This is a genomic window from Bradyrhizobium sp. IC4060 (assembly GCF_020193715.1).
GTDB lineage: Bacteria > Pseudomonadota > Alphaproteobacteria > Rhizobiales > Xanthobacteraceae > Bradyrhizobium > Bradyrhizobium yuanmingense.
Window position 1 is genome coordinate 1008536 of the sequence record NZ_JADYVJ010000002.1, and the last position, 24006, is coordinate 1032541.

The following is a 24006-nucleotide window of genomic DNA, read 5'->3' on the forward strand; positions in this document are numbered from 1 at the left end:
CGTCACTTCAGCTTGAGGCCGACAACGCGGACGAGGCCGTCCGGCATTTGCCTATAGCCTTCGAGCTTGGTCGTGTGCGCGATGATGATGCGGCGGTGATAGAGGTAGAGGATGGCGTGATCTTCCAGCTCCAGCTTCGCAAGTCTCTCGTAGGCGGCCTTGCGCTGAGCCATGTCCGACGTACGGCGGGCATCGTCGAGCGCCTTGTCCGCGTCGGCGTTGGTCCAGGCACTGTAGTTCTGCGGCGCATCCTTGCGCAGGAACACGTAGGAATTGCCATCGGGATCGATGCGTCCGCTCCATGCCAGCATGAAGGCCTGGTATTCGCCGGACTCGGCCTGCTTCAGCGACGTCGCAAACTCGGTGACGCGGATCTTCATATCGAAGCCCGCCTCGCTCGCCATGGATTGCACCACTTGAGCCACCGCTTCGGTCTCGGCACCCTTTGGTACCAGGAAGTCAACGCTGACTGGCCCAGTGACGCCGGCTTCCTTCAGGAGGGCCTTGGCTTTGGCGATGTCGCGGCCGTGGATCGGAAATGCGCCCTGATAATAGGGGTGATCGGGATTGACCCATTGGTTGCCCGGCTTGAATTCGCCGTTGAACACCACTTGGTTGATCGCCTCGCGGTCGATCGACCAGTCGAGTGCCTGCCGCACCTTGGCGGATTGGCTGAGCGGGCCCTTGGCCTTGTCCTTGCCGATGTTGAGCGTGATGCCCTGATAGCCGAGCTCGATGGCGGTCGCGACCTTCAGCCGGGAGTCGGCGCGCACCTCCTTGAGGTCGGTGGCGAGCACGCGCTCGATCAGATCGAGGCCGCCGGATTTCAGGTTTGCGAGCCGCACGGTGGCATCGACGATCGGCTGGAACACGATCTTGTCGATGAAGACGTTGTCCTTGTTCCAGTAGTCGGCGAATTTCTCGAACACGATGCGGTCCTGCTGCACGCGCTCGACGAACTTGTAGGGGCCGGCGCAGACCGGGCGAAGGCCGAACTTGTCGCCGGCCTCCTTGGCGGCCTTCGGCGACATCATCATTCCGGCGCGGTCGGTGAGCTGAGCGAGCAGGGGCGAGAACGGCGACTTCAACACCAGCTTGATCGTGAGGGGATCGACGATTTCGACGCGATCGACCGAGGCGAGCTCCGGCTTGCGGAACGAGCCGGGGAACGTCAGATGCCGTTCCAGCGAGAATTTTGCGGCCTCGGCATCGAACGGCTCACCGTCGTGGAATTTCACGCCGGGCCGCAGCTTGATGACCAGCGCCTTGCCGTCGTCGGCGGTTTCGCTCGAGAGCGCCAGCTGCGGCACGATGTTGAGCTTCTCGTCGATGTCGAACAGCTTGTCGCAGAAGGAGGAGAACACGATGCGGCCGACATAGGTGCGCGCCATCGTAGGGTCGAGGATATCGGGGTCTTCGGCGAGGCCGATGCGCAACGTGGTCTGGGCCTGCGCGGCCCCGATCGACACCAGCACAGCGGCGGCTGTTGCGGCCAGGCGAAACATCTTCATCGGTCAATCCCCATTGCTTCGGCTATTTCGTTGCGGACGCGGCGCACTGTATACCAACCCCGTCGGGGCTGCTGCCTTCCGTCTTTTGGCTGAAGGCCGCGACCAGCTTTGCAAGCGCCGGCGAAAACCCGCCGGCGGTGGGTAGAATGGCGTCGGCAGACGGCAGCTCCGCGGTGCGGTGACAGGCGGTGGCATGGCCGGTGCGGTCAGCTAGAAGCGCAGGCGCCTCATTGCGGCAGCGCTCGATCACGAACGGGCAGCGGGTGTGAAAGCGGCAGCCGGCGGGCGGATTGAGGGCGCTCGGGATTTCGCCCTCCAGCAGCACCGTCGTTCGTTTCGCCTTCGGCTGCGGCAGCGGGATCGCCGACAGCAGCGCGCGGCTGTAGGGGTGGCGCGGCGCGGCGAACAGCGCGTCGGCTTCCGCCGTCTCGACGATTTGGCCGAGATTCATCACCGCGACGTGGTCGGCGATGTGCTTGACCACGGCAAGGTCGTGCGAGACGAAGATGTAGGCGAGGCCAAGCCGGTCCTGGAGCTCGCGTAGCAGATTGAGGATCTGCGAGCGGATCGAGACGTCGAGCGCCGAGACCGGCTCATCGCAGATGATGAGCTTCGGCTCGACCGCGAGCGCGCGGGCGATCGCGATGCGTTGGCGCTGGCCGCCGGAGAATTCATGCGGATAGCGCCGGGCGAGGCGCGGCTCCAGCCCGACCAGCCGCAGCAGTTCGGCGACGCGCTCGGCCCGCCGCGCCGGCGGCACCAGATCGTGCAGCGCTAGCGGCTCGGTCAGGATCTGGCCGACTGTCATGCGCGGATTGAGCGAGGCGTAGGGATCCTGGAAGATGATCTGCGCCTCGCGGCGGAAGGCGCGCAAGGTCCCGGCGTCGAGCGCCAGCAGGTCGCGGCCGTCGAAGCGAATCATACCAGCGTCTGGCTCGATCAGCCGCAGCACCAGGCGGCTGACGGTGGACTTGCCGGAACCGGATTCGCCGACCAGGGCCAGCGTCTTGCCGGCCTCCAGCGAGAAGGACACGCCGTCGACCGCCTTGACGTGCGCCAGCGCGCGGCCGAGCAGCGAGCGCTGAGCGACGAAATGCTTGACCAGGCCTTCGACTTCGAGGAGCGCCATCACGACACCAGCAATTCGAGCGGCGCGCGGATGCAGCGCGAGAGATGGCCGCCGCTGAGTTCGACCAGCGGCGGCGGCACCTTGGTGCAGGCGTCGAGCACGAAGGGGCAACGCGCGGCGAAGCGGCAGCCGGCGGGCGGCTGTGCCATGTTCGGCACCATGCCTTCGATCGTCGCAAGCTGCTCGGCGCGGTGGTCGAGCCGCGGGATCGAGCCGAGCAGGCCGACCGTGTAGGGATGCTGCGGCGCGGAGAACAACTCGTCGACCGGCGCCCGCTCGACGATCTCGCCGGCGTACATCACCGCGACCTCGTCGCAGACCTCGGCGACGACGCCGAGATCGTGGGTGATCAGGATGATCGCGGCGCCGCTCGCGGCCTTCAGCTCGCGCATCAGCTCCAGGATCTGGGCCTGCAGGGTGACGTCGAGCGCGGTGGTCGGCTCGTCCGCGATCAGCAGCCGCGGGTCGCAGGCGAGTGCCATCGCGATCATCACGCGCTGGCGCATCCCGCCGGAGAGCTTGTGCGGGTAGTCGTCGATGCGACGCTCGGGTGAAGGGATATGGACCCGGCGCAACAGCTCGATCGCGCGCTCGCGCGCGCTCCTCCGCGAGCCGCCGCGGTGACGCAGGATCGTTTCGACGATCTGGTCGCCGATCGTGAAGCTCGGATTGAGCGAGGTCATCGGCTCCTGGAAGATCATCGCCAGCCGGTTGCCGCGCAGATCGCGCAGGGTCTGGTCCGGCGTGGTCAGCAGGTCGAAACCGTCGAAGCGGATCGCGCCACTTATTTCCGCGCTCTGCTTCGGCAGCAGGCCCATGATCGCCAGCGACGTCACGCTCTTGCCGCAGCCGGATTCCCCGACGAGACCGAGCGTCGCGCCATTGGCGACGCTGAGATCGACGCTGTCGACCGCGTGGGTGATACGGCCGTCGTCGCCATGAAAGCGGATACGCAGATCCTTGATCTCGATGAGGGGGCTGGCGCTCATGATCGTCTCGCGCGCGCCGCTTCGATGCTGGCGTCGATGACGCTGCGATCGGTGTTGCCGGCCGGGTTCTGCCGCGTCGGCATGGAGGCGCGGAAATGCACCCAGAGCTCGTGGCTGACGCGCTCGAGCCGTTCGAGCTCACCGAGCGGATCGGGATGGTCGTCGGCGCGAATGTCCAACGCTGGCCATTCCTCCTCGCCGTGGATCACGAGCGCGGCCGATTGCTTGCCGCGCTTGTCGCCGCCGGCGGCTTCGCCGGCGCGCATCGCTGCGAGCAGACGGCGCGGGAACGGCAGGCTGTCGCTGGCGATATAGGTCTTCGCCGTCTCGTCGAGCACGTCGGCCCCGGTGAGCATATTGCCGGCGATCGACAAGCCGCTGCCCGCGACGTGGCCGCACCAATCGACGCAGTCGCGCCCGGTATGCGCGGCGATGGCGCCGCTGGCATCCATGACGTGGACCTGTCGGCTCTCGCGGCCGTCATCGGTCGCCAGCAGCGCGGCGAGCACGTCGTGGGCGTTGAGGCCCTCGCGCAACAGCTTGACGCCGTCGATGCCGTAATAGGGATTGACGAAAGCCTGGGTCGCGATGGCGCCGAGACCGGCGGCGATGTAGGGCACGCGCGCACCGACGGCGAAGAAGCGAGTCGCAACCGCGATGCCGAACTGGCCGGTGGCAGGATCGCGCGCGATGATCGACCAGGTCATGTGCTGCCTTCAGCGCCCCGCCGCGTAGCCCTGCATGCCGCGCGGATTGGCGGCGGCGCGCCGGCGTACTCCGACGCGTGAGGCCGCGGTGAGGCGTCCTTCCGACCAGTCCGGCCCGACCTCGACGATATGCCCGCGCTCGCGCAGGTTCTCGATGGTTGCCTTCGGCACGCGGTTCTCGACCACGAGCACCCCGGGACGCGCGGTGCGAGGCCAGAACGAGATCGGGAAATGCTCGGAATGCCAGGCCGGCGCGTCGATCGCTTCCTGGAGATTGAAGTTGCAATGGACGTGGCGCAGGAAGAATTGCGTGATCCACTGGTCCTGCTGATCGCCGCCGGGCGAGCCCCAGGCCAGGTAGGGCTCGCCATCGCGCAGCGCCATGGTCGGAGAGAGGGTGGTGCGCGGCCGCTTCCCCGGCGCGAGCGCGGCGGGATGGCCTTCCTCCAGCCAGAACATCTGAGCGCGGCTGCCGAGGCAAAAGCCGAGCTCGGGAATGATCGGTGAGGATTGCAGCCAGCCGCCCGACGGCGTCGACGACACCATGTTGCCGTCCCTGTCGATGATGTCGAAATGCACGGTGTCGCCGCGGACCTCGCCGAAGCGGCCCACAGTCGGCTCGCCGGCGCCGAGCGCGCCGACCGCCTCGCGCTGGCCCTCGGCGCGGCGCAGCTTGACGACACCGCCGAAGCCCTCAACCGAGCCCGGAATGAAATCGAGCGAAGCCTTGTCGGTGACGAGCTTGCGGCGCTCGTCGTTGTAGGTATCCGACAGCAGCGTTGCGATCGGGATCTCGTTGAACTTGGGATCGCCGTAAAATTTTTCACGGTCGGCGAAGGCGAGCTTGGCGCATTCGATCTGGAGATGGATGAACTCCGGCCCTGTCGGGTCGAGGCCGTCGAGCGCAAAGCCCTTCAGCAGCGCGAGCTGCTGCAGCGTGACCGGGCCCTGGCTCCATACGCCGGCCTTGCAGACCGTGTAGCGGCCGTAATCGTAGGTGAGCGGCGCCTCGACTGTCGGCTGCCAGCGCGCCATGTCGTCGGCGGAGAGCACGCCGCGATGTGGCGAGCCGCTGACGTCCATCACCTCCTGGGTTCGGCAGAACTTGTCGACGGCTTCCGCGACGAAGCCTTGCGACCAGGCTTTGCGCGCGCGCTCGATCTCCGCATCGCGGCCACCGCCGCCGCTTTCCGCCTCGCTCAGGATCCGGGCGTAGGTCGCAGCCAGTGTCTTGTTGGTGAACAGCGTGCCTGGCTTCGGCACTTCACTGTTCGGGAGGTAGACCGCGGCGGACGTCGGCCAGTGCCTGCGGAACAGCTGCTCGACGGTCTGGATCGTGGCGCAGGCGCGCTCGACCAGCGGATAGCCGTCGCGGGCGTAGGAGATCGCCGGCTCCAGCACGTCGCGCACGCGCATCGTTCCGTAGTCGCGCAGCAGCATCATCCAGGATTCGAAGGTGCCGGGAACGCAGGCGGCGAGCAGACCCGTGCCCGGCACCATGTCGAGGCCTTCGCTTCTGTAATGCGCGATGGTGGCCCGCGCCGGCGCCGGGCCCTGGCCGCAGATTACCTCGGTGCGGCCGCGCTTGACGTCATGCACGATGATGGGCACGTCGCCGCCGGGACCGTTCAGATGCGGCTCGACCACCTGGAGCGTGAAGGCGGTGGCAACGCCGGCATCGAAGGCATTGCCGCCCTTTTCCAGGATGGCCATGCCCACGGCAGTCGCAATCCAGTGCGTCGAGGCGACGACCCCGAACGTGCCCTCGATCTCGGGCCTCGTCGTGAACGGATCGGGATTGATATTACTGCCCATGGGACTTCACCACCTTATTTCCGGCGCGCGCAATTGATCACAGGGCCACGCCGCTTCCAAATGCGCAGGCTGCATGGCACGCGCGCGTCACGCCGGGACCGGCGCGGTGTTGACCGCATGGCAGGCGACGCCGTCGATCAGTTCCGGGGTCTCCTTGCGGCAGAGATCGAACGCCAGCGGACAGCGCGGATTGAAGGCGCAGCCGGAGGGCGGATTGATCGGGTTGGGGATCTCGCCCTTGACCGGAATGCGCTGGCGGCCGCTCATGGCAAGATCAGGCACGGCGCCCAGCAGCATCTTGGTGTAGGGCATGCGCGGATTTGCGAACAGCTCGCGTCCGTCCGCGATCTCGACGATGCGGCCGAGATACATCACGCCGACGCGGCTCGCCATGTGGCGCACCACGGCGAGGTTGTGGCTGATGAACATGTAGGTCAGGCCGAACTTGTCCTGGAGGTCGCGCATCAGGTTCAGGATCTGCGCCTGCACGGAGACGTCGAGGGCCGAGGTCGGCTCGTCGCAGACGATGAATTCGGCGTCGGACGCGAGCGCGCGCGCGATCGCGATGCGTTGGCGTTGGCCGCCGGAGAATTCGTGCGGATATTTCAGCCGGTCGTCCGGATGCAGGCCGACGAGGCTGAGCAGCTCGCCGACGCGAGCCTGGATGTCGCGCTCGCCCTGGATCAGGTCGAAGGCACGGATCGGCTCGGAGATGATGGCATCGACCCGGAAGCGCGGGTTCAGGCTCGCATAGGGATCCTGGAAGATCATCTGGATGCGCCGGCGCAGCTTCCGCCGCGCTGGCGCCTGCCGCGGGTCCGTCATGGAGACGCCGTCGATCAGCACGTCGCCGGCGCTTGGCGGCAGCAGGCCGACGACCATGCGTGCCACCGTGGTCTTGCCGGAGCCGGACTCGCCGACCAGGGCAAACGTCTCGCCCTTCCTGATGTCGAAGGTAACGTGATCGACTGCCTTGAGATATTCGAGATGTCCGCCTTCAAGCACGCGGTTGAGCCAGGGTTTCGAGACGTCGAAGACGCGGCGCAGGTTTGTGGCCTGGACGAAGGGAGCACTCATGCCACGCTCTCCGCCGGCACGTCGTCATAGAGGTGGCAGGCCACCGATTGCGCGCCGCGCGGCAACGGCTCCGGCCGATCGACACGGCAACGATCGAAGGCGAAGGCGCAGCGCGGATTGAACGAGCAGCCGCGCGGGATCGCCGACAGGCGCGGCATCGAGCCCGGGATCTGCACCAGGCGCTTGTCCTCGCCCGCAAGCGTCGGGATCGCGCCCATCAGGCCCTTGGCATAAGGATGCAGCGGATTCTTCACGACGTCCTGCACCGGGCCGATCTCGGCGACGCGGCCGGCATACATCACCGCGACGCGGTCGGAGGTTTCGGCGATCACGCCCATGTCGTGCGTCACCAGCATCACCGCGGTGCCGTGGTCGCGTCCGAGCCGCTTGATCAGCGAGATGATCTGGGCCTGCACGGAGACATCGAGCGCGGTGGTCGGCTCGTCCGCGATGATCAGCTCGGGCTCGGCACAGATCGCGAGCGCGATCACGACGCGCTGGCGCATGCCACCGGAAAACTCGTGGGGATAGCCGTCGATACGCTTTTCCGGCGCGGGAATGCCGACTTCGGCCAGGAGGTCGATGGCGCGGCGGCGGGCGGCCGACTCGGACAGATTGAGGTGGGTGCGGATCGTCTCCACGATCTGGTCGCCGACCTTGTACAGCGGATTGAGCGATGTCAGCGGATCCTGGAAGATCATGCCGATGCGCTTGCCCCTGATACGGCGCATCTCCTCCGGCGGCAGATTGTCGATGCGCAGGCCCGCGAGATGAATCTCGCCGCCGGCAATGCGGCCGGGCGGATCGATCAGGCCGATCACCGCGAGGCCGGTGACGGACTTGCCGGCTCCGGACTCGCCGACGACGCCGAGCACCTCGCCTTTGGCGATGTCGAAGGAGACGCCGTCGATGGCGCGCAGCGTGCCGCGGCGGGAGGCAAACTCCACGTGAAGATCGCACACGGAAAGGACGGGTTCGGTCATGGACGAGGCGTATTCATCGAAGCTTCGGATTGAGCGCGTCGCGCAGCCAGTCGCCGAGCAGATTGATCGACAGGATCAGCGCCGCGAGCGCGAGCCCCGGGAAGGCGACGATCCACCATTCGCCGGCGAACAGATAATTGTTGCCGATGCGGATCAGCGTGCCGAGCGAGGGCATGGTGTCGGGCAGGCCGACGCCGAGGAAGGACAGCGTCGCCTCGGTGATGATGGCGAGAGCAAGGTTGATGGTGGCGATGACCAGAATCGGGCCCATCGTGTTCGGCAGCACGTGCCGCAGCATGATCTTCGGCGCCGGCAGGCCGATCAGCTGTGCAGCGGCCACGTAGTCCTTGTTCTTCTCGACCATCACGGAGCTGCGCACCGTCCGGGCATAGCCGACCCAGAAGCTCAGGCCGATCGAGATCACCAGCACCACCAGCATGCTGGTGGCGTCCAGCCGGTTGCCGAGGATCGACTTCGCGATGCCGTTGACCAGCAGCGCGATCAGGATCGCAGGGAAGGTCAGCTGCACGTCGGCGATCCGCATGATCACGCCGTCGACTGCCCCGCCGAAATAGCCGGCGATCAGGCCGAGGGCGATGCCGAGCGCGCCGGCGAAGATCACGCCGGCGACGCCCACGGCGAGCGAGATGCGCATGCCATAGAGAATCGCGGAGAACACATCGCGGCCCTGCTCGTCGGTGCCGAGCAGGAACGGGCTCTGGCCGTCCGCAGTCCACAGCGGTGAAATCCGCGAATTCATCAATTGCAGCTGTGCCGGATCGAACGGGTTCTGCACCGCGAGCACGGATGCAAAGATCGCAAGCAGGAAGAACAGGACCGTGATAGCCGCAGCCACCATGGTGAGCTTGGAGCGGCGGAACGAATAGAACAAGTCGCTGTCGAGCGTGCGGCTGAACCAGCCATGGGCGGCCTGCACCGGCTGCGCGCTCTGCTTGTCGGAATTGGAGACGACTGCGTCGGACATTGCAGGCTGCCCTATGCGGCGCGACCGACGGTCGAGCGCAGGCGCGGATCGACCACCGTGTAGAGAATGTCGACCACCAGATTGATGGTGACGAAGATCAGTGAAACCATCAGCAGGTAGGCGGCCATGATCGGAATGTCGACGTTTTGCACGGCCTGGACGAACAGAAGCCCCATGCCCGGCCATTGGAACACGGTTTCGGTGATGATCGAAAATGCAATAACCGAGCCAAACTGAAGCCCGGCCACGGTGATCACCGGAATCAGCGTGTTCTTCAGCGCGTGGCCGAAATGGATCGCACGCGTGGTCAGCCCCCTCGCGCGGGCGAAGCGGATATAGTCGGTCCGCAACACTTCCAGCATCTCCGCGCGCACCAGCCGCATGATCAGGGTCATCTGGAACAGGCCGAGCGTGATCGAAGGCATGATCAGTGCCTTCAGTCCCGACACCGTGAGCAGGCCGGTCGTCCACCAGCCGAGCTTGACCACCTCGCCGCGGCCGAACGAGGGCAACCAGCCCAATGTCACAGCGAACAGGTAGATCAGGAGAATGCCGATCAGGAAGGTCGGCAGCGAGATGCCGATCAGCGAGACCGCCTGGAATAGTTTGGCCAGCACGGTATCGCGCTTGAGCGCCGAATAGACGCCCATCAGGATGCCGAACACCATTGCAAACACGGTCGCACAGATCGCAAGTTCCAGCGTCGCGGGCATGCGCTCCATCAACAGCGTCGCGACCGGCTGGCGGAACTGGTAGGAGACGCCGAACTTGAACTGCGCCGCATCGGCGAAATAGCGCACGAACTGCACCGGCACGGGGTCATCGAGGCCGAGCGACTTGCGCACGATCGCGCGTTCGGCGGCCGAGGTGTCGATCGAGACGATCTGGTTGACGGGGTCGCCGGCGAAGCGGAACATCGAGAACGCGATGATGCCGACGGCGAACATGACGCCGATGGCCTGAACGGCGCGGCGAAGCGTGAAAGCGAGCATGCCTTCCACTGTCCTTGGGTGAGCGTACGGCCGACGTCCTTGGCGGCCGGAAAAGAAAAGGTCCCGGAAGGCGGATGCCGCCGGGACCTCGTGTTCAACCGATCCTATTCCTTCTTGGTTGCCCAGTGGAACATGACGAGATTGTCGGCGCGCTGCGGCAGGTTCACCTTCTTCGAAACGCCCCAGGCCAGCGCCTGCTGGTGCAGCGGGATGTAGGACCAGTCCTTCATGCCGATTTCGTAGGCCTGCTTGATCAACTGGTTGCGCTTGGTGGTGTCGGCTTCGACCAGCACCTTGTCGGTGATGGCGTCGAACTCCTTGTTGCAATAGCCGCCGAGATTGGCCTCGCCGCGCGAGGATTTCGCATCGTCGCGGCAGCCCATGATGTCGTAGAGCACGTTGTGGGAATCCATCGTGCTCGGAGTCCAGCCCAAAAGGTAGAACGAGGTCTGGTAGCCGCCCTGCTTCAGCACCTTGGCGAAGTACTGCGCCTTCGGTTGCGCCAGGAGATTGATCTTGACGCCGATGCGGGCGAGCATGCCGACCACGGCCTGGCAGATCGCGGCGTCGTTGACGTAGCGATCGTTCGGGCAGTCCATGGTGACCTCGAAGCCGTCGGGGTAACCGGCTTCGGTCAGGAGCTTCTTGGCGCCGTCAGGATCGAATTTCGGCCGCGTGAACTCCTTGGACAGCACGAACAGTTCCGGTGCGATCATCAGCGCCGACGGCGTCGACAGCCCGCGCATCACGCGCGTCTTGATCAGCTCGATGTCGATCGCCTTGTAGAAGGCCTCGCGGACGCGGACGTCCTTGAACGGGTTCTTGCCCTTGATGTTGGAGTAGAGCAGCTCGTCACGCATCTGGTCAAAGCCGAGGAAGATGGTGCGCAGCTCCGGTCCCTTCAGCACCTGGGCGTTCGGGCTGGAATCGACGCGGGAGATGTCCTGGATCGGAACCGGCTCGATGACGTCGACTTCGCCCGAGAGCAGGGCGGCGACGCGGGTGGCGTCGGAAGCGATCGGGGTGAAGATGATCTCCTTGAGATTGCCTTCGACCTTGCCCCAGTAATTGGGATTGGCCTTGAACACCGTCTTCACGCCGGGCTGATGGCTTTCGATGATGAAGGGACCGGTGCCGTTCTCGTTCAGTGAGGCATAGCTCGGCGTGGTCGCCGCCACCGGCGTCGGATCGACGACGTTGTTCTCCTCGGCCCATTTCTTGTTCATGATGTACCAGACATCCCACGCGTTGTGCAGGATGGGATTGGGCGAGGGCAGGACGAAGTCGACCGTGTAGTCGTCGACCTTCACTACCTTGACGTCGGGCGCAAGGCGGGTCTGCATGTTCGACCCCTTCTTGCGGACGCGATCGGCCGAGAACACCACGTCGTCGGCGGTGAATGGGTTGCCGTTGTGGAATTTCACGCCCTTGCGCAAATGGAAGCGCCAGCGGGTCGGCTCCGGGGTTTCCCAGCTTTCCGCCAGTGCCGGAATGATCTTGAGGTCCTTGTCGCGCGCGGTGAGGCCCTGATAGACGTGGCCGAGATGGGCGTGGGTGGTGCTCTCGTTCAGGGTATAGGGGTCGAGCGACTTCAGGTCACCCTGGTTGGCATAACGTAGCGTCTGGCTCGATGCTGGCGAGACCGCCAACGCAAGCGTACCTGCGAGCGTCGCCGCAAACAGACTTTGACCGATTGACATTCTTGACCCTCTCCACACTGCCGCGCCGGTGATTTTTGATTGTTCGGCGGGGCTGACCGATCCATGTTGCCCAGAGTTCTCGACCCGTGCAAGCGTCATTCCAGCAAGGAACGCGCCAAGTTGCACCGCTGTGCAGCAATGCTGCCCGGCGTCCCCCGCGGCCGGCCGGCGAGCTTCTGCGCGGGTCGCGGGCCAGCCAATTTGATTGATTGACCATACGAGCCGATTGGGGAAGCCGATCCCAGCGGCTTCCCCTCAGGTCGCTTGCCTTGCAGACCTTCTCGCGGTGATACTCCGACGGGCCGCTCGAATCTCATCTGGAGGGGACATGAAGGTTAACATCGAAATCGACTGCACCCCCCTTGAGGCCCGCCAGTTCTTCGGTCTGCCCGATGTGGGGCCGATGCAGACGGCCGTGATGGACAAGCTGCAGCAGCAGGTTCTCAGCAACATCGAGAAGGTCTCGCCGGAATCGCTGATCCAGAGCTGGTTCACCTTCGATCCCAAGATCGCCGAGCGGTTTCAGGACATGTTCGTCGCGATGGCAGGCCTCGGCGGCACGCGCAGCGGCGACAAGAAAAAATAGTGTCGCCCGGGCCGGACGGGGCGCTGCAAGAAGGCCGGCTTCGTCCGCCGGGTCTCGGCCTGCTGCTCGCCGAGGCCCGTGGGCTATTCGAGTTGAATGCGAGCCTCTTGCTGTCGCCGCTCCTGATGCGGGCGCCGCGGGGCGATGGCCATCCGGTGCTGGCGCTGCCGGGCTTTCTCGCCAGCGACCTCTCCATGGTGCCGATACGGCGCTATCTCAGCGAGCTCGGTTATGCGGCGCATGCCTGGCGGATGGGCCGCAATCTCGGCGGGCTCGGGCGAATGCGGGATTCGCTGCGCATGCGCTTGGCCGAAATCCATGCCGCCACGGGACGCAAGGTCAGCCTGGTCGGTTGGAGTCTCGGCGGCGTCTATGCCCGCGATCTCGCGCTTTGGGCGCCGGACAAGGTCCGCTACGTCGTCACACTCGGCAGCCCTTTCGCCAACGATGTGCGGGCGACCCACGCGACGCGGCTCTATGAGACGTTATCCGGCGAGAAGGTGGAGGACTATGCGGAAGCACGCGAGGCGATTGCCGGCGATCTGCCGGTGCCGGCAACGTCGATCTATTCGCGCGCCGACGGCGTCGTGAACTGGCGGACCTGTCTGCTGCGCCCCTCCGACCGTGCCGAGAACATCGAGGTGCACCTGGCGAGCCATATTGGGCTTGGCGTGAACCCGGCGGTGCTGTGGGCCGTGGCGGATCGCCTGGCGCAACCGGAGGGAGACTTCCGGCCATTTGACCGGGCGGGGCCGTTTGCCATTGCATATGCCCCGCCGGACCGGGCAGTATCGGCCTGACGAGAAGCGCCGCCAAGGCGCCCGTCGAATACTCGGGAGGGAACCATGGCTGACGGTAAGAAGCTGTCGTCGCTTGACGCGTCGTTTCTCTATCTGGAAACACCGGAGATGCCGATGCATGTCGGCAGCATGGCGATCTTCCGCCTGCCTGACGACTACAAGGGCGATTTCTTCGAAGAGTTCAAGGCGATGATCGTCTCGCGCCTGCACATCGCGCCGATTCTCAAGGCGCGGCTGGAGAAGGCGCCGCTCGACATCGATCATCCCTCCTGGGTCGAGGACGACCAGTTCGACATCGACCGCCACATCTTCCGGGCAAGCCTGCCGCAGCCGCGCGACCGCGCCACGCTCGAGCGCATCGTCGGCTGGATGCATGCCAAGCTGCTCAACCGCGCCCGTCCGCTCTGGGAGTTCTACGTGTTCGAGGGCATGAAGGACAACGAGGTCGGGCTCTATTCCAAGATGCACCATGCCGCGATCGATGGCGGCGCCGGTGCGGCGCTGACCAACATGATCTACGACATCTCGCCGATCCCGCGGAAGGTCGATCCGCCGACCGCGGGCAGCAAGCCCGGGCAGGAGCCGCGCGACATCGCCGCCAACCTGCTCGACTCCTATCAGCAGCTGTTCAGCCAGCCGCTGGAGGCTTCGCAAGCGGCGAAGAACCTGCAGCTGCCCCGCACCGGCAAGAGCGATATCGGCTCGATCCTGTTCGACAACGCTATGTACCAGATCGAGAGCGCGGTGCGCTTCGCCGGCAACATCCCGACCGTGCTCAAGAGCGTCTCCGACGTGCTCGGCAAGATCGCCGATCCGAAGTCGCGCGAGAGCCTTGCCAGCATGGTGTCGCCGCCGACCATGCTCAACAAGACGATCTCCTCGGAGCGGAGCTTTGCCGGCGTATCGATCCCGCTGTCGCGGGCGAAGGCGCTGGCCAAGCAGGCCGGCGGCAAGCTCAACGACGTGGTGCTGGCGCTCGCCTCCGGCGTCGTCCGCCGCTATCTCCTGCGATACGGCACGCTGCCGGCGAAATCCCTGACCGCAGCGGTGCCGATCTCGCTGCGGGAGGAGGGCAACACCGAGGCCAACAACCAGGTGTTCGGCATGATCTGCTCGATCGCCACCAACATCGAGGATCCCAAGGCGCGGCTGGAAGCGATCATCGCGCAATCAACCAAGTCCAAGGAGATGTCGCATCCTTTGCGGGCTTTGATGCCGCAGGTCTCCAACATCTCGATGCTGGGCGCGCCGATCATGGTGCAGATTCTGGCGCTGCTCTACAGCCGCTCGAACCTCTCCGACGTGCTGCCGCCCGCGGCCAACATCACCGTGTCCAACGTGCCCGGGCCGCGGCAGACGCTCTATGCCGCCGGTGCCGAGCTCTTGCACATCTTCCCGGTGTCTATCTCGACCCACGGGCAGGCACTCAACATCACCGTGCAGAGCTATCGCGACCAGCTCGATTTCGGCTTTATCGTCGGTGCCAACATCATTCCGCATGTGCAGGTGATGTGCGACATGCTGCCTGAGGAATTCGCCGCGCTGGAGGCGGCGTACACGCCGCCGGCCGCTGATATCAAGGGCGCCGCCGAGTAAGGACTTTGCAATGATTGAAATGCCGCCGCTCAAGTTCGCGACGACGAACGGAATCCGCATGGGCTATTACGAGGCGGGCCCGTCCGATGACAAACCGCCGGTCGTGCTGTGCCACGGCTGGCCGGAGCTCGCATTCTCCTGGCGTCACCAGATCAAGGCACTAAGCGAGGCCGGCATCCGCGTAGTCGCGCCCGACCAGCGTGGCTACGGCGCGACCGACCGGCCCGAGCCGGTCGAAGCCTATGACATGGAGCACCTGACCGGCGATCTCGTCGGTCTGCTCGATCATCTCGGGATCGACAAGGCGATCTTCGTCGGCCACGACTGGGGCGGCTTCGTCGTCTGGCAGATGCCGCTGCGGCATCCCACGCGCGTCGCCGGAGTCGTCGGCGTCAACACCCCGCATTGGGACCGCATGCCGATCGACCCGATCGCGCTGTTCCGCCAGCGTTACGGCGACCAGATGTACATCGTCCAGTTCCAGGATCCCGCGCGCGAGCCGGACAAGATCTTCGGCAGCCGCGTCGAGCAGACCTTCGACGCCTTCATGCGCAAGCCGCTGGCAAAGCCGGCAGCGAAACCGGACGAGCCGCCGATCGCGGGTGTCGGCGCCTCGTCGAAGACCAACCTGGCTTTCCCGCAGATGATTGCGGCGTACGACGCCAAGGTCGATCCGCGCACGCCGATCCTGTCGGCTGATGAGAAGAAGGTGTTCGTCGACACCTTCACGAAGATCGGCTTCACTGGCGGCATCAACTGGTACCGCAACTTCACCCGCAACTGGGAGCGCGCCGAGGGGCTGGACCACCACATCCACGTGCCCTCGTTGATGATCATGGCGGAGAATGATGCCGTGCTGCCGCCCTCGGCGGCCGACGGCATGGAGAAACTGATCGATGATCTCGAGAAGTATCTGGTGAAGGACAGCGGCCATTGGACGCAACAGGAGAAGCCGGAGGAGGTCAGCGCCAAGCTGATCGAGTGGCGGAGAAGGCGGTTTGGCTAGCGGTCGTCATTGGGAACGCGTCATTGCGAGGAGCGAGGCGACGAAGCAATCCAGACTGCCTCCACGGATACATTTCTGGATTGCTTCGCTTCGCTCGCAACGACGACATTGAGGCAGGGGGACTACATTTCGATGTCATCCAAGAACCGTCTGGACCCGATTCCGCAGCCGCCGACCAAGCCAGTGGTCGGCAATATGCTGTCGCTGGACGCGGCCGCTCCCGTGCAGCACCTGACGCGGCTTGCCAAGGAGCTCGGTCCGATCTTCTGGCTTGACATGATGGGCTCGCCGATCGTCGTCGTCTCCGGCCACGATCTCGTCGACGAGCTCTCCGACGAGAAGCGGTTCGACAAGACGGTGCGCGGCGCGCTGCGGCGCGTGCGTGCGGTCGGCGGCGACGGCCTCTTCACCGCCGACACCCGTGAGCCGAACTGGAGCAAGGCGCACAACATCCTGCTGCAGCCTTTCGGCAACCGCGCCATGCAGTCCTATCACCCGAGCATGGTCGACATCGCCGAGCAGCTCGTCCAGAAATGGGAGCGGCTCAACGCCGACGACGAGATCGACGTCGTCCACGACATGACCGCGCTGACGCTGGATACGATCGGCCTGTGCGGCTTCGAGTACCGCTTCAACTCGTTCTACCGGCGCGACTACCATCCTTTCGTCGAGTCACTGGTACGATCGCTCGAAACCATCATGATGACGCGCGGCCTGCCGTTCGAGCAGCTCTGGATGCAGAAGCGGCGGAAGACGCTGGCCCAAGACGTCGCTTTCATGAACAAGATGGTCGACGAGATCATCGCCGAACGCCGCAAGAGCGCGGAAGGCATCGACGACAAGAAGGACATGCTGGCCGCGATGATGACCGGCGTCGACCGTTCCACCGGCGAGCAGCTCGACGACGTCAATATCCGCTACCAGATCAACACCTTCCTGATCGCAGGGCACGAGACCACCAGCGGCCTGTTGTCCTACACGCTCTATGCGCTGCTCAAGCACCCGGAGATTCTCAAGAAGGCCTATGACGAGGTCGACCGCGTCTTCGGCCCCGACGTCAACGCCAAGCCGACCTATCAGCAGGTGACGCAGCTCACCTACATCACGCAGATCCTGAAGGAGTCGCTGCGGCTGTGGCCGCCGGCGCCGGCCTACGGCATCTCGCCGCTGAACGACGAGACCATCGGCGGCGGGCAGTACAAGCTCAGGAAGGGAACGTTCGTCACCATCCTGGTGACGGCGCTGCATCGTGATCCAAGCGTGTGGGGTCCCAATCCCGACGCGTTCGACCCCGAGAATTTCAGCCGCGAGGCGGAGGCAAAACGGCCGATCAATGCCTGGAAGCCGTTCGGCAACGGCCAGCGCGCCTGCATCGGCCGCGGCTTCGCCATGCACGAGGCAGCGCTCGCGCTCGGCATGATCCTGCAGCGCTTCAAGCTGATCGACCACCAGCGCTACCAGATGCACCTGAAGGAGACGCTGACCATCAAGCCGGAAGGCTTCAAGATCAAGGTGCGGCCGCGCGCCGACCGCGAGCGCGGCGCCTATGGCGGGCCCGTTGCCGCTGCGTCCTCGGCGCCAAAGGCGCAGCGTCAGCCCACCACGCGGCCCGGCCACAACACGCCGATGCTGGTGCTCTACGGCTCCAATCTCGGCACCGCCGAGGAGCTCGCAACGCGCATGGCCGATCTTGCCGAGATCAACGGTTTTGCCGTGCATCTCGGCCCGCTCGACGACTATGTCGGCAAGCTGCCGCAGGAGGGCGGGGTGCTGATCATCTGCGCCTCCTATAACGGCGCGCCGCCGGACAATGCGACGCAGTTCGTCAAATGGCTCGGCGAGGATCTGCCGAAGGATGCCTTCGCCGGTGTGCGCTACGCCGTGTTCGGCTGCGGCAACAGCGACTGGGCCGCGACCTATCAATCGGTGCCGCGCTTCATCGACGAGCAATTGTCGAAGCATGGTGCGCGCGCGGTCTATCCGCGCGGCGAGGGCGATGCGCGCAGCGATCTCGACGGCCAGTTCCAGAAATGGTTCCCGGCGGCCGCGCAAGTCGCGACCAAGGAGTTCGGCATCGACTGGAATTTCACCCGCGCCGCCGAGGACGATCCGCTCTATGCAATCGAGCCGGTCGCGGTGACCGCCGTCAACACCATCGTCGCCCAGGGCGGCGCAGTGGCGATGAAGGTGCTGGTCAATGACGAGCTCCAGAACAAGTCCGGCGCGAATGCTTCCGAGCGCTCGACGCGCCACATCGAGGTGCAGCTGCCGGCCAACCTCAGCTACCGCGTCGGCGATCACCTCAGCGTCGTTCCGCGCAACGATCCTACGCTGGTTGATTCAGTTGCCCGCCGCTTCGGCTTTTTGCCGGCCGATCAGATCAGGCTCCAGGTGGCCGAAGGCCGACGCGCGCAATTGCCGGTCGGCGCGGCCGTGTCGGTCGGCCGTCTGCTCAGCGAGTTCGTCGAGCTGCAGCAGCTCGCGACGCGCAAGCAGATCCAGATCATGGCCGAGCACACCCGCTGCCCCGTCACCAAGCCGAAGCTATTGGCCTTCGTCGGCGAGGAGGCGGAACCGCTCGAGCGCTATCGCGGTGAGATCCTCGCCAAGCGCAAATCGGTGTTCGACCTGCTGCTCGAATATCCGGCTTGCGAACTACCGTTCCACGTCTATCTCGAAATGCTGTCGCTGCTGGCGCCGCGCTATTACTCGATCTCGTCCTCGCCGTCGGTCGACCCCGCGCGTTGCAGCGTCACGGTCGGCGTGGTCGAAGGTCCGGCTGCCTCCGGCCGCGGCACCTACAAGGGCATCTGCTCGAACTATCTCGCCAACCGGCGGGCGGGCGATACGATCTACGCAACCGTGCGCGAGACCAAGGCGGGCTTCCGCCTGCCGGATGATCCATCCGTGCCGATCATCATGATCGGCCCGGGCACCGGACTTGCGCCGTTCCGCGGCTTCCTCCAGGAGCGCGCGGCGCGCAAGGCGAAGGGAGCCACCCTCGGTCCATCCATGCTGTTCTTCGGCTGCCGCCATCCCGACCAGGATTTTCTCTACGCGGAGGAGCTGAAGGCGATGGCGGCGAGCGGCATCACCGAGCTGTTCACGGGGTTCTCGCGCGCGGACGGGCCGAAGACCTATGTGCAGCATGTGCTCGCGGCGCAGAAGGACAAAGTCTGGCCGCTGATCGAGCAGGGCGCGATCGTCTATGTTTGCGGCGATGGCGCGAAGATGGAGCCGGACGTAAAGGCCGCGCTCGTCGCGATCCATAGCGAGAAGAGCGGCAGCGATGCTGCGGCAGGCGCGCGCTGGATCGAGGAGATGGGCGCGAACAACCGCTATGTGCTGGACGTCTGGGCGGGAGCGTAGCCGCAGATCGTAGGGTGGGTTAGCCCCGCGGATTGCGCGAAGCGCAAACCGCTAGGCGTAACCCACCAATTCTGTCCGAGCGGTGGGTTTCGCCTTCGGCTAACCCACCCTACAATCCTGTTCGTGCTAAAGCATTCCCATGATTCCCTGGGAAAAGATCGACACCGCCAAGATCCCCGGTTCCGACGAGGAGCTCCGCCTGATGCGGCGGGGCAAGGAGTTCTCCATCAAGCTCGGCACCAACGAGCTGATGAACAGCCGCCTGTCGGGGTCGGAAGCGGCGCTGGCAACCCTTGCCGCGAAGCAGATCGAGAAAGTCGCAAAGCCCGTCGTTCTCATCGGCGGTCTCGGCATGGGTTTTACGCTACGCGCGGCGCTGGCCGTGCTCGGAGCCCAGGCGAAGATCGTGGTCTCCGAGTTGGTGCCGTCGGTCGTCGCCTGGGCGCGAGGCCCGATGGCCGAGGTCTTCGGCGATAGCCTCGATGATGCCAGGGTGAGCATTCGCGAGATCGATGTCGGTGAAATCATCCGGGCGAAGCGTTCGGCCTTCGACGCCATCCTGCTCGACGTCGACAACGGGCCCGAAGGGCTGACCCGGAAGGGCAATGACGCGCTCTACGATGCGAGCGGGCTGCAGGTTGCGAAGACGGCGCTGCGGGCGGGAGGCGTGCTGGCCGTCTGGTCGTCGGGACCCAATCCGCCGTTCACAGGGCGCCTCAAGCGCGCCGGCTTCGACGTCAACGAAGTCAACGTTCGCGCCACCGGCAGAGGCGGCGGCGCGCGCCACGTGATCTGGATCGCGCGGAAAGGCTAGGCGCGCCTCGAGGCTAGAACATCGTGTTGCCGTTCGCCGGGTTTTCAGGAATCTCCTGAATGACGTCCCAATGCTCGACGATCTTGCCGTTCTCCAGCTTGAAGATGTCGACGATCGCGCGGCCCCTGGTGCCGGGCTCGCGAACGGAGTGGACGTGCAGGATGACGAAGTCGCCCTCCGCGAAGCTGCGCTTGATCTCGCTGCGCGAGTTCGGAAACTTCTCGCGCAGGAAGCCGATGAACTTCCGGAAGCCCTCCGGCCCGTCGGGAGCGGTTGGATTGTGCTGGACGTAACGGTTGCCGACATAGGCGAGGGCGGCGTCGGCGTCCTTCTGATTGAGGCCCTTCTCATAGAAGGCCAGCACAGTTTGGCGGTTGGCTTCTTCCTGCGCGCTGGCCGCCATCGCGGCGCCGCCGGCGAGAGACAACATGAGAATGGAAGCGGCCATTGCCGCCGATCGAATGATGAAGTGCATGTGAGCTCCGAGAGGCCGCAGCCTCTGTCTGGCGTCTGAGACGGTCTGTATAGCCTTCATCGGAACCCGCGTTAAGACAGGCACCGGCTGCTCACATGGTCACCTGGAGGAGACCGGCCGGCCTAGGCCGCCTGCGCCGCCGCGCCATGCGCGTGCTTGTCGATCGCGTCGATGATTTCCGGCCAGAAGCGCATGGGCAGCGCGTGGCCCATGCCCTCGATCATCAGCAGCTTTGCGTTCGGGATCGACGCGGCCGTGTCCTTGCCGCCTTCGGGGCGGACCAACGGATCGACGGTGCCGTGAATCACGAGCGTCGGAACCTTCACGGCGTGCAGCCGCTCCTTGCGGCTGCCCGAGGCAAGCACGGCGCGGAGCTGGCGGCCGACGCCGGCCGGATTGAGCCCGCGTGCAAACACGCGCTCGGCGCGCCCAAGGTCGAGCGCTTCCTCTTCCGGGAAATGCCCGGCGCGCAGCACCTTCCAGGTCTGGCCATAGCGGACGATGAACTCCTCCTTGCTGCGCGGCGGCGGTGCCATCAGCACCGCGGCGGCCTCGCGCGTCGGCGGCGGCACGCGCGGATTGCCCGTCGTCGACATGATCGAGGTCAGCGAGCGCACGCGGTGCGGAAACGACAGCGTCACCTCCTGCGCGATCATGCCGCCCATGGACGCCCCGACGAGATGCGCCGACTTGATGCCGAGCGCATCCATCAGCCCGACCGTGTCCTTTGCCATGTCGATCAGCTTGTAGGTCGCGGCCACCGGGATGCGCAAGAAGCGCAGCTTCAGCAGCTCGAACGGTGTCAGCCGCTTGCCGCCGGTGAGATGGCTCGACTTGCCGATGTCGCGATTGTCGAAGCGGATCACGCGGAAGCCGCGTGCGGCGAGCTGCTCGCAGAATGCATCGTCCCAATGGATCATCTGCGCCCCGAGGCCCATGATCAGCAGCAGCGGCTCGGCATTGTCGTTGCCGAAGATCTCGTAGCAGATGTCGATGCCGTTGGCGCGGACGGTCTGGGGTGGTTGATGGGCGGTCACGGGTTCCTCCTGCTGACCGATGCTGTATCGCACGGTTTCATTTCACGAAGAAGCCGCGTCTCCGACGTTGCGTCGGTTGCTTGCCGGTTGACCGGCACCGCGCAACGGTGTGGTATGGCGGGACAAGAAGGGTGCAAAGCCCTCCGCATTGGGAGGACGCCGATGACCGACAAGATCACCGATCCGGTCGCCTTGTGGCAGAAGATGGTTGGCGAAATGGAGAAGGGTTTCAACTCCTTCGCGACCAAGGCGATGGAGACGCCCGAATTCTCGCAGGCCATGAACCGCGCCGGCGGCGTTGCTGCAGGTGCTCAGAAGCAATTCGGCGATCTTATGGAGAGGTACCTGATCTCGATGAACCTGCCGAGCCGCGAGCAGATGACCGGCATCGCGGAACGGCTCCAGTCGATCGAAGGCCAGCTCGGCGAGATCAAGTCGATGCTGAGCCAGATGTCGGCCACGTCGGGCGCGCCGCAACCCGGCGCCGCGCCGCGGCCACCGCGAACCAAGCGTCCGCCGTCCGAAGGCGGAGACCAAAAATGAACGCGCCGGCGGGACTTGATCTTGCCTCGATCCCGGAGCGCATCCAGTCCGAGGTGCAGCGCGCGATTCAGCGCAGCATCAAGGGCGTCGAATATTTCTCGACCTCGGGCCCCTCGCTCGGCTCGACGCCAAAGGACGTGCTGCACTCGCGCGGCACCATGAGCCTCTATCACTACCGGCCGATGTCGGACGAGATCTACCGCGTGCCGGTGCTGATCGTAATGGCAACCACCAATCGCGGCTACATCCTCGACCTCGTGCCCGGCCAGAGCTTCATCGAGTTCCTGCTGAAACGCGGCTACGACGTCTACATGCTGGACTGGAGCGCGCCGAGGCCGGAGGAGAAGAGCCTGCGCATGGAGGACTATGTCCTCGACTTCATTCCGGACTGCGTCCGCCGCGTGCAAGCCGATTCCGGCGAGCAGGACGTCTCGGTCATCGGCTATTGCTTTGGCGGCGTGCTGTCGCTGCTCTACGGCTCGATCCACAAGGACGGGCCGATGAAGAACCTGATCTGCTTCACCACGCCGATCGACTTCCGAGAGATGAAGCTGTTCTCGAACTTCTCCGATCGCCGCTATTTCGACGTCGACCACCTCGTCGACAGCGTCGGCAACGTGCCGCCGGAGATGATCCTGTCCTCGTTCGAGATGCTGCGGCCGGCCTCGCGTACGGTGAGCCAGATCCAGCTCTGGGAGAACATCTGGAACGACGAGTTCGTGAAGTCGTACCGCATGTTCGATCGCTGGGCGACCGACACGCTGCCGCTCGCCGGCGAATATTTCCGCACCATCACCAAGGACCTGATGTGGGACAACAAGCTGTTCGACGGCACCATGTCGGTCGGCGGCCGTGCGGCCAAGCTCGAGAACATCACGGTGCCGATCCTGCATGCCGTCGCCGAGCACGATCATATCGTGCCCTATGAGGCGGCCAAGCACCTGATCGCCAAGGTCGGCTCGACCGACAAGGAAGAGGTGATCCTGAAGGGCGGTCACGTTTCGCTCGTTGCCGGCGCCAACGCGGTGAAGCGGCTGTGGCCGAAACTGGATTCCTGGCTGGGAAAGAGATCGATATGAGCGAGCAGCGTTCCTATCCGCGCCATGTCAAGACCGACGCCGGCACTATCGAGATCCGCCTGATGTCGCCCGCGGACGAGGCCGCGGTGCTGGCTTTTGGCAAGGGCCTGCCGACCCATGACCTGTTGTTCCTGCCACGCAACATCAGCGAGCCGAAGGTGCTGTCGGCCTGGGTCAACGAAATCGAGCGCGGAGCTATTCAGAGCCTGCTCGCGGTGAGAGAGGGCAGGGTCGTTGGTTGCGGCACGCTGGTGCGCGATCCCCATTCCTGGTCGCCTCATGTCGGTGAGATCCGGATGGTGGTTTCGCCTGAGGTCCGCGGCAAGGGCGTGGGCAAGGCGCTGTCGCAGGAGACTTTTGCGCTGGCGCTCGGAGCGGGCCTGGAAAAGCTCTCGGTCCAGATGACGGTGGATCAGCAGGCGGCGATCGCCCTGTTCGAGAGCCTCGGCTTCAAGGCCGAGGCCCTGCTGCGGGACCATGTCCGGGACGTCGACGGCAAGACCCACGACATCGTCGTGCTCGGCCACAACATCGCGCAGGTCCAGGCTCAGATGGAGGCCTACGGCCTGCCTGGCGCCGTGCAGCACTAAACAGGGGGCGTCCGACATTGGGTCCGGATCGGACCCATTCACGTGCCCCCATGGCTACGGAAGCATCAGGATGCCTCTCGCGAGGGCTGTTCACTATTTCGTGATATCGCACTGCAATATCAATATTGCGATGCACAATTAACCGTGCCATATAGGTCGTGCCCCGGGCCAACGCGGACGGGGTGAGCCCATAGCTCAAACCATTGAGGATGGAGAGAACCCC

At 65.0% G+C, this 24006-nt stretch carries 21 protein-coding genes; 9 read left to right on the forward strand and 12 right to left on the reverse strand.

Translation table 11 applies throughout. The features are described 5' to 3' along the window. Positions 1-2: 2 nt before the first annotated feature. From I6F16_RS11605 to I6F16_RS11650, 10 genes are all read right to left on the reverse strand, one after another. The gene (locus I6F16_RS11605; RefSeq protein ID WP_225114425.1) at positions 3-1511 is read right to left on the reverse strand and encodes an ABC transporter substrate-binding protein; all 1509 of its coding nucleotides are present in this window, start codon (positions 1509-1511) and stop codon (positions 3-5) included. A 22-nt stretch (positions 1512-1533) separates the two neighbouring features. Further along, the gene (locus I6F16_RS11610) at positions 1534-2640 is read right to left on the reverse strand and encodes a dipeptide ABC transporter ATP-binding protein (RefSeq protein ID WP_225114426.1); all 1107 of its coding nucleotides are present in this window, start codon (positions 2638-2640) and stop codon (positions 1534-1536) included. Continuing rightward, complete coding sequence (locus tag I6F16_RS11615; RefSeq protein ID WP_225114427.1) at positions 2640-3629, reverse strand: ABC transporter ATP-binding protein; 990 nt, start codon at positions 3627-3629, stop codon at positions 2640-2642. The genes I6F16_RS11610 and I6F16_RS11615 overlap by 1 nt, the downstream gene beginning before the upstream one ends. After that, the gene (locus I6F16_RS11620) at positions 3626-4336 is read right to left on the reverse strand and encodes a DUF1028 domain-containing protein (RefSeq protein ID WP_225114428.1); all 711 of its coding nucleotides are present in this window, start codon (positions 4334-4336) and stop codon (positions 3626-3628) included. Before I6F16_RS11620 ends, I6F16_RS11615 begins: the two co-directional genes overlap by 4 nt. Positions 4337-4345: 9 nt before the next feature. Next, on the reverse strand, positions 4346-6151 hold the full coding sequence (locus tag I6F16_RS11625; protein ID WP_225114429.1) for a gamma-glutamyltransferase family protein: 1806 nt from the start codon (positions 6149-6151) through the stop codon (positions 4346-4348). Positions 6152-6238: 87 nt separating this feature from the next. After that, positions 6239-7228, reverse strand: a complete 990-nt coding sequence (locus I6F16_RS11630) for an oligopeptide/dipeptide ABC transporter ATP-binding protein (protein WP_036025780.1) — start codon at positions 7226-7228, stop codon at positions 6239-6241. After that, positions 7225-8211 (reverse strand): ABC transporter ATP-binding protein, encoded by a 987-nt coding sequence (locus I6F16_RS11635; protein ID WP_225114431.1) that lies wholly within the window; start codon positions 8209-8211, stop codon positions 7225-7227. The genes I6F16_RS11630 and I6F16_RS11635 overlap by 4 nt, the downstream gene beginning before the upstream one ends. Before the next feature lie 13 nt (positions 8212-8224). Next, a complete protein-coding gene (locus I6F16_RS11640) occupies positions 8225-9196 on the reverse strand; it encodes an ABC transporter permease (RefSeq protein ID WP_036004773.1) in 972 nt (323 codons plus the stop codon). A gap of 11 nt (positions 9197-9207) precedes the next feature. Next, entirely contained in the window at positions 9208-10188 is a 981-nt protein-coding gene (locus I6F16_RS11645) for an ABC transporter permease (RefSeq protein ID WP_036025775.1), read from the reverse strand. Positions 10189-10292: 104 nt separating this feature from the next. Further along, positions 10293-11888, reverse strand: coding sequence for an ABC transporter substrate-binding protein (locus I6F16_RS11650; RefSeq protein WP_225114432.1), 1596 nt, complete (start codon positions 11886-11888; stop codon positions 10293-10295). A 328-nt stretch (positions 11889-12216) separates the two neighbouring features. On the opposite strand from I6F16_RS11650, the gene I6F16_RS11655 reads away from it, so the two are divergent. The 6 genes from I6F16_RS11655 (at position 12217) to I6F16_RS11680 (ending at position 20059) form a co-directional block, all read left to right on the forward strand. Next, the gene (locus I6F16_RS11655) at positions 12217-12474 is read left to right on the forward strand and encodes a DUF6489 family protein (RefSeq protein ID WP_036004778.1); all 258 of its coding nucleotides are present in this window, start codon (positions 12217-12219) and stop codon (positions 12472-12474) included. After that, positions 12474-13274 carry an alpha/beta hydrolase gene (locus I6F16_RS11660; protein WP_036004781.1) on the forward strand — a complete coding sequence of 267 codons (801 nt, stop codon included), beginning with the start codon at positions 12474-12476 and terminating at the stop codon, positions 13272-13274. Before I6F16_RS11655 ends, I6F16_RS11660 begins: the two co-directional genes overlap by 1 nt. Before the next feature lie 45 nt (positions 13275-13319). Beyond that, on the forward strand, positions 13320-14870 hold the full coding sequence (locus tag I6F16_RS11665; protein WP_036025769.1) for a wax ester/triacylglycerol synthase family O-acyltransferase: 1551 nt from the start codon (positions 13320-13322) through the stop codon (positions 14868-14870). A 10-nt stretch (positions 14871-14880) separates the two neighbouring features. Then, positions 14881-15876, forward strand: a complete 996-nt coding sequence (locus I6F16_RS11670; RefSeq protein ID WP_225114433.1) for an alpha/beta hydrolase — start codon at positions 14881-14883, stop codon at positions 15874-15876. Positions 15877-16008: 132 nt separating this feature from the next. After that, positions 16009-19245 carry a cytochrome P450 gene (locus I6F16_RS11675; protein WP_225114434.1) on the forward strand — a complete coding sequence of 1079 codons (3237 nt, stop codon included), beginning with the start codon at positions 16009-16011 and terminating at the stop codon, positions 19243-19245. Positions 19246-19384: 139 nt separating this feature from the next. Then, positions 19385-20059 (forward strand): spermidine synthase, encoded by a 675-nt coding sequence (locus tag I6F16_RS11680; RefSeq protein ID WP_109144507.1) that lies wholly within the window; start codon positions 19385-19387, stop codon positions 20057-20059. 13 nt (positions 20060-20072) lie between these two features. Here the strand turns inward: I6F16_RS11680 and I6F16_RS11685 are convergent, their stop codons facing one another. Further along, entirely contained in the window at positions 20073-20534 is a 462-nt protein-coding gene (locus tag I6F16_RS11685) for an ester cyclase (protein WP_225127369.1), read from the reverse strand. Positions 20535-20656: 122 nt separating this feature from the next. Beyond that, positions 20657-21571 carry an alpha/beta hydrolase gene (locus tag I6F16_RS11690; protein ID WP_225173703.1) on the reverse strand — a complete coding sequence of 305 codons (915 nt, stop codon included), beginning with the start codon at positions 21569-21571 and terminating at the stop codon, positions 20657-20659. Between the two features lie 162 nt (positions 21572-21733). Here I6F16_RS11690 and I6F16_RS11695 point away from each other — a divergent pair, with 162 nt between their 5' ends. The 3 genes from I6F16_RS11695 to I6F16_RS11705 are packed head-to-tail and all read left to right on the forward strand — an operon-like array spanning position 21734 to position 23783. Continuing rightward, positions 21734-22114 carry a hypothetical protein gene (locus I6F16_RS11695; protein ID WP_036004795.1) on the forward strand — a complete coding sequence of 127 codons (381 nt, stop codon included), beginning with the start codon at positions 21734-21736 and terminating at the stop codon, positions 22112-22114. Further along, positions 22111-23193, forward strand: a complete 1083-nt coding sequence (locus tag I6F16_RS11700; RefSeq protein WP_225139578.1) for an alpha/beta fold hydrolase — start codon at positions 22111-22113, stop codon at positions 23191-23193. Before I6F16_RS11695 ends, I6F16_RS11700 begins: the two co-directional genes overlap by 4 nt. Continuing rightward, the gene (locus I6F16_RS11705) at positions 23190-23783 is read left to right on the forward strand and encodes a GNAT family N-acetyltransferase (RefSeq protein WP_225173704.1); all 594 of its coding nucleotides are present in this window, start codon (positions 23190-23192) and stop codon (positions 23781-23783) included. The genes I6F16_RS11700 and I6F16_RS11705 overlap by 4 nt, the downstream gene beginning before the upstream one ends. Positions 23784-24006: the final 223 nt, after the last annotated feature.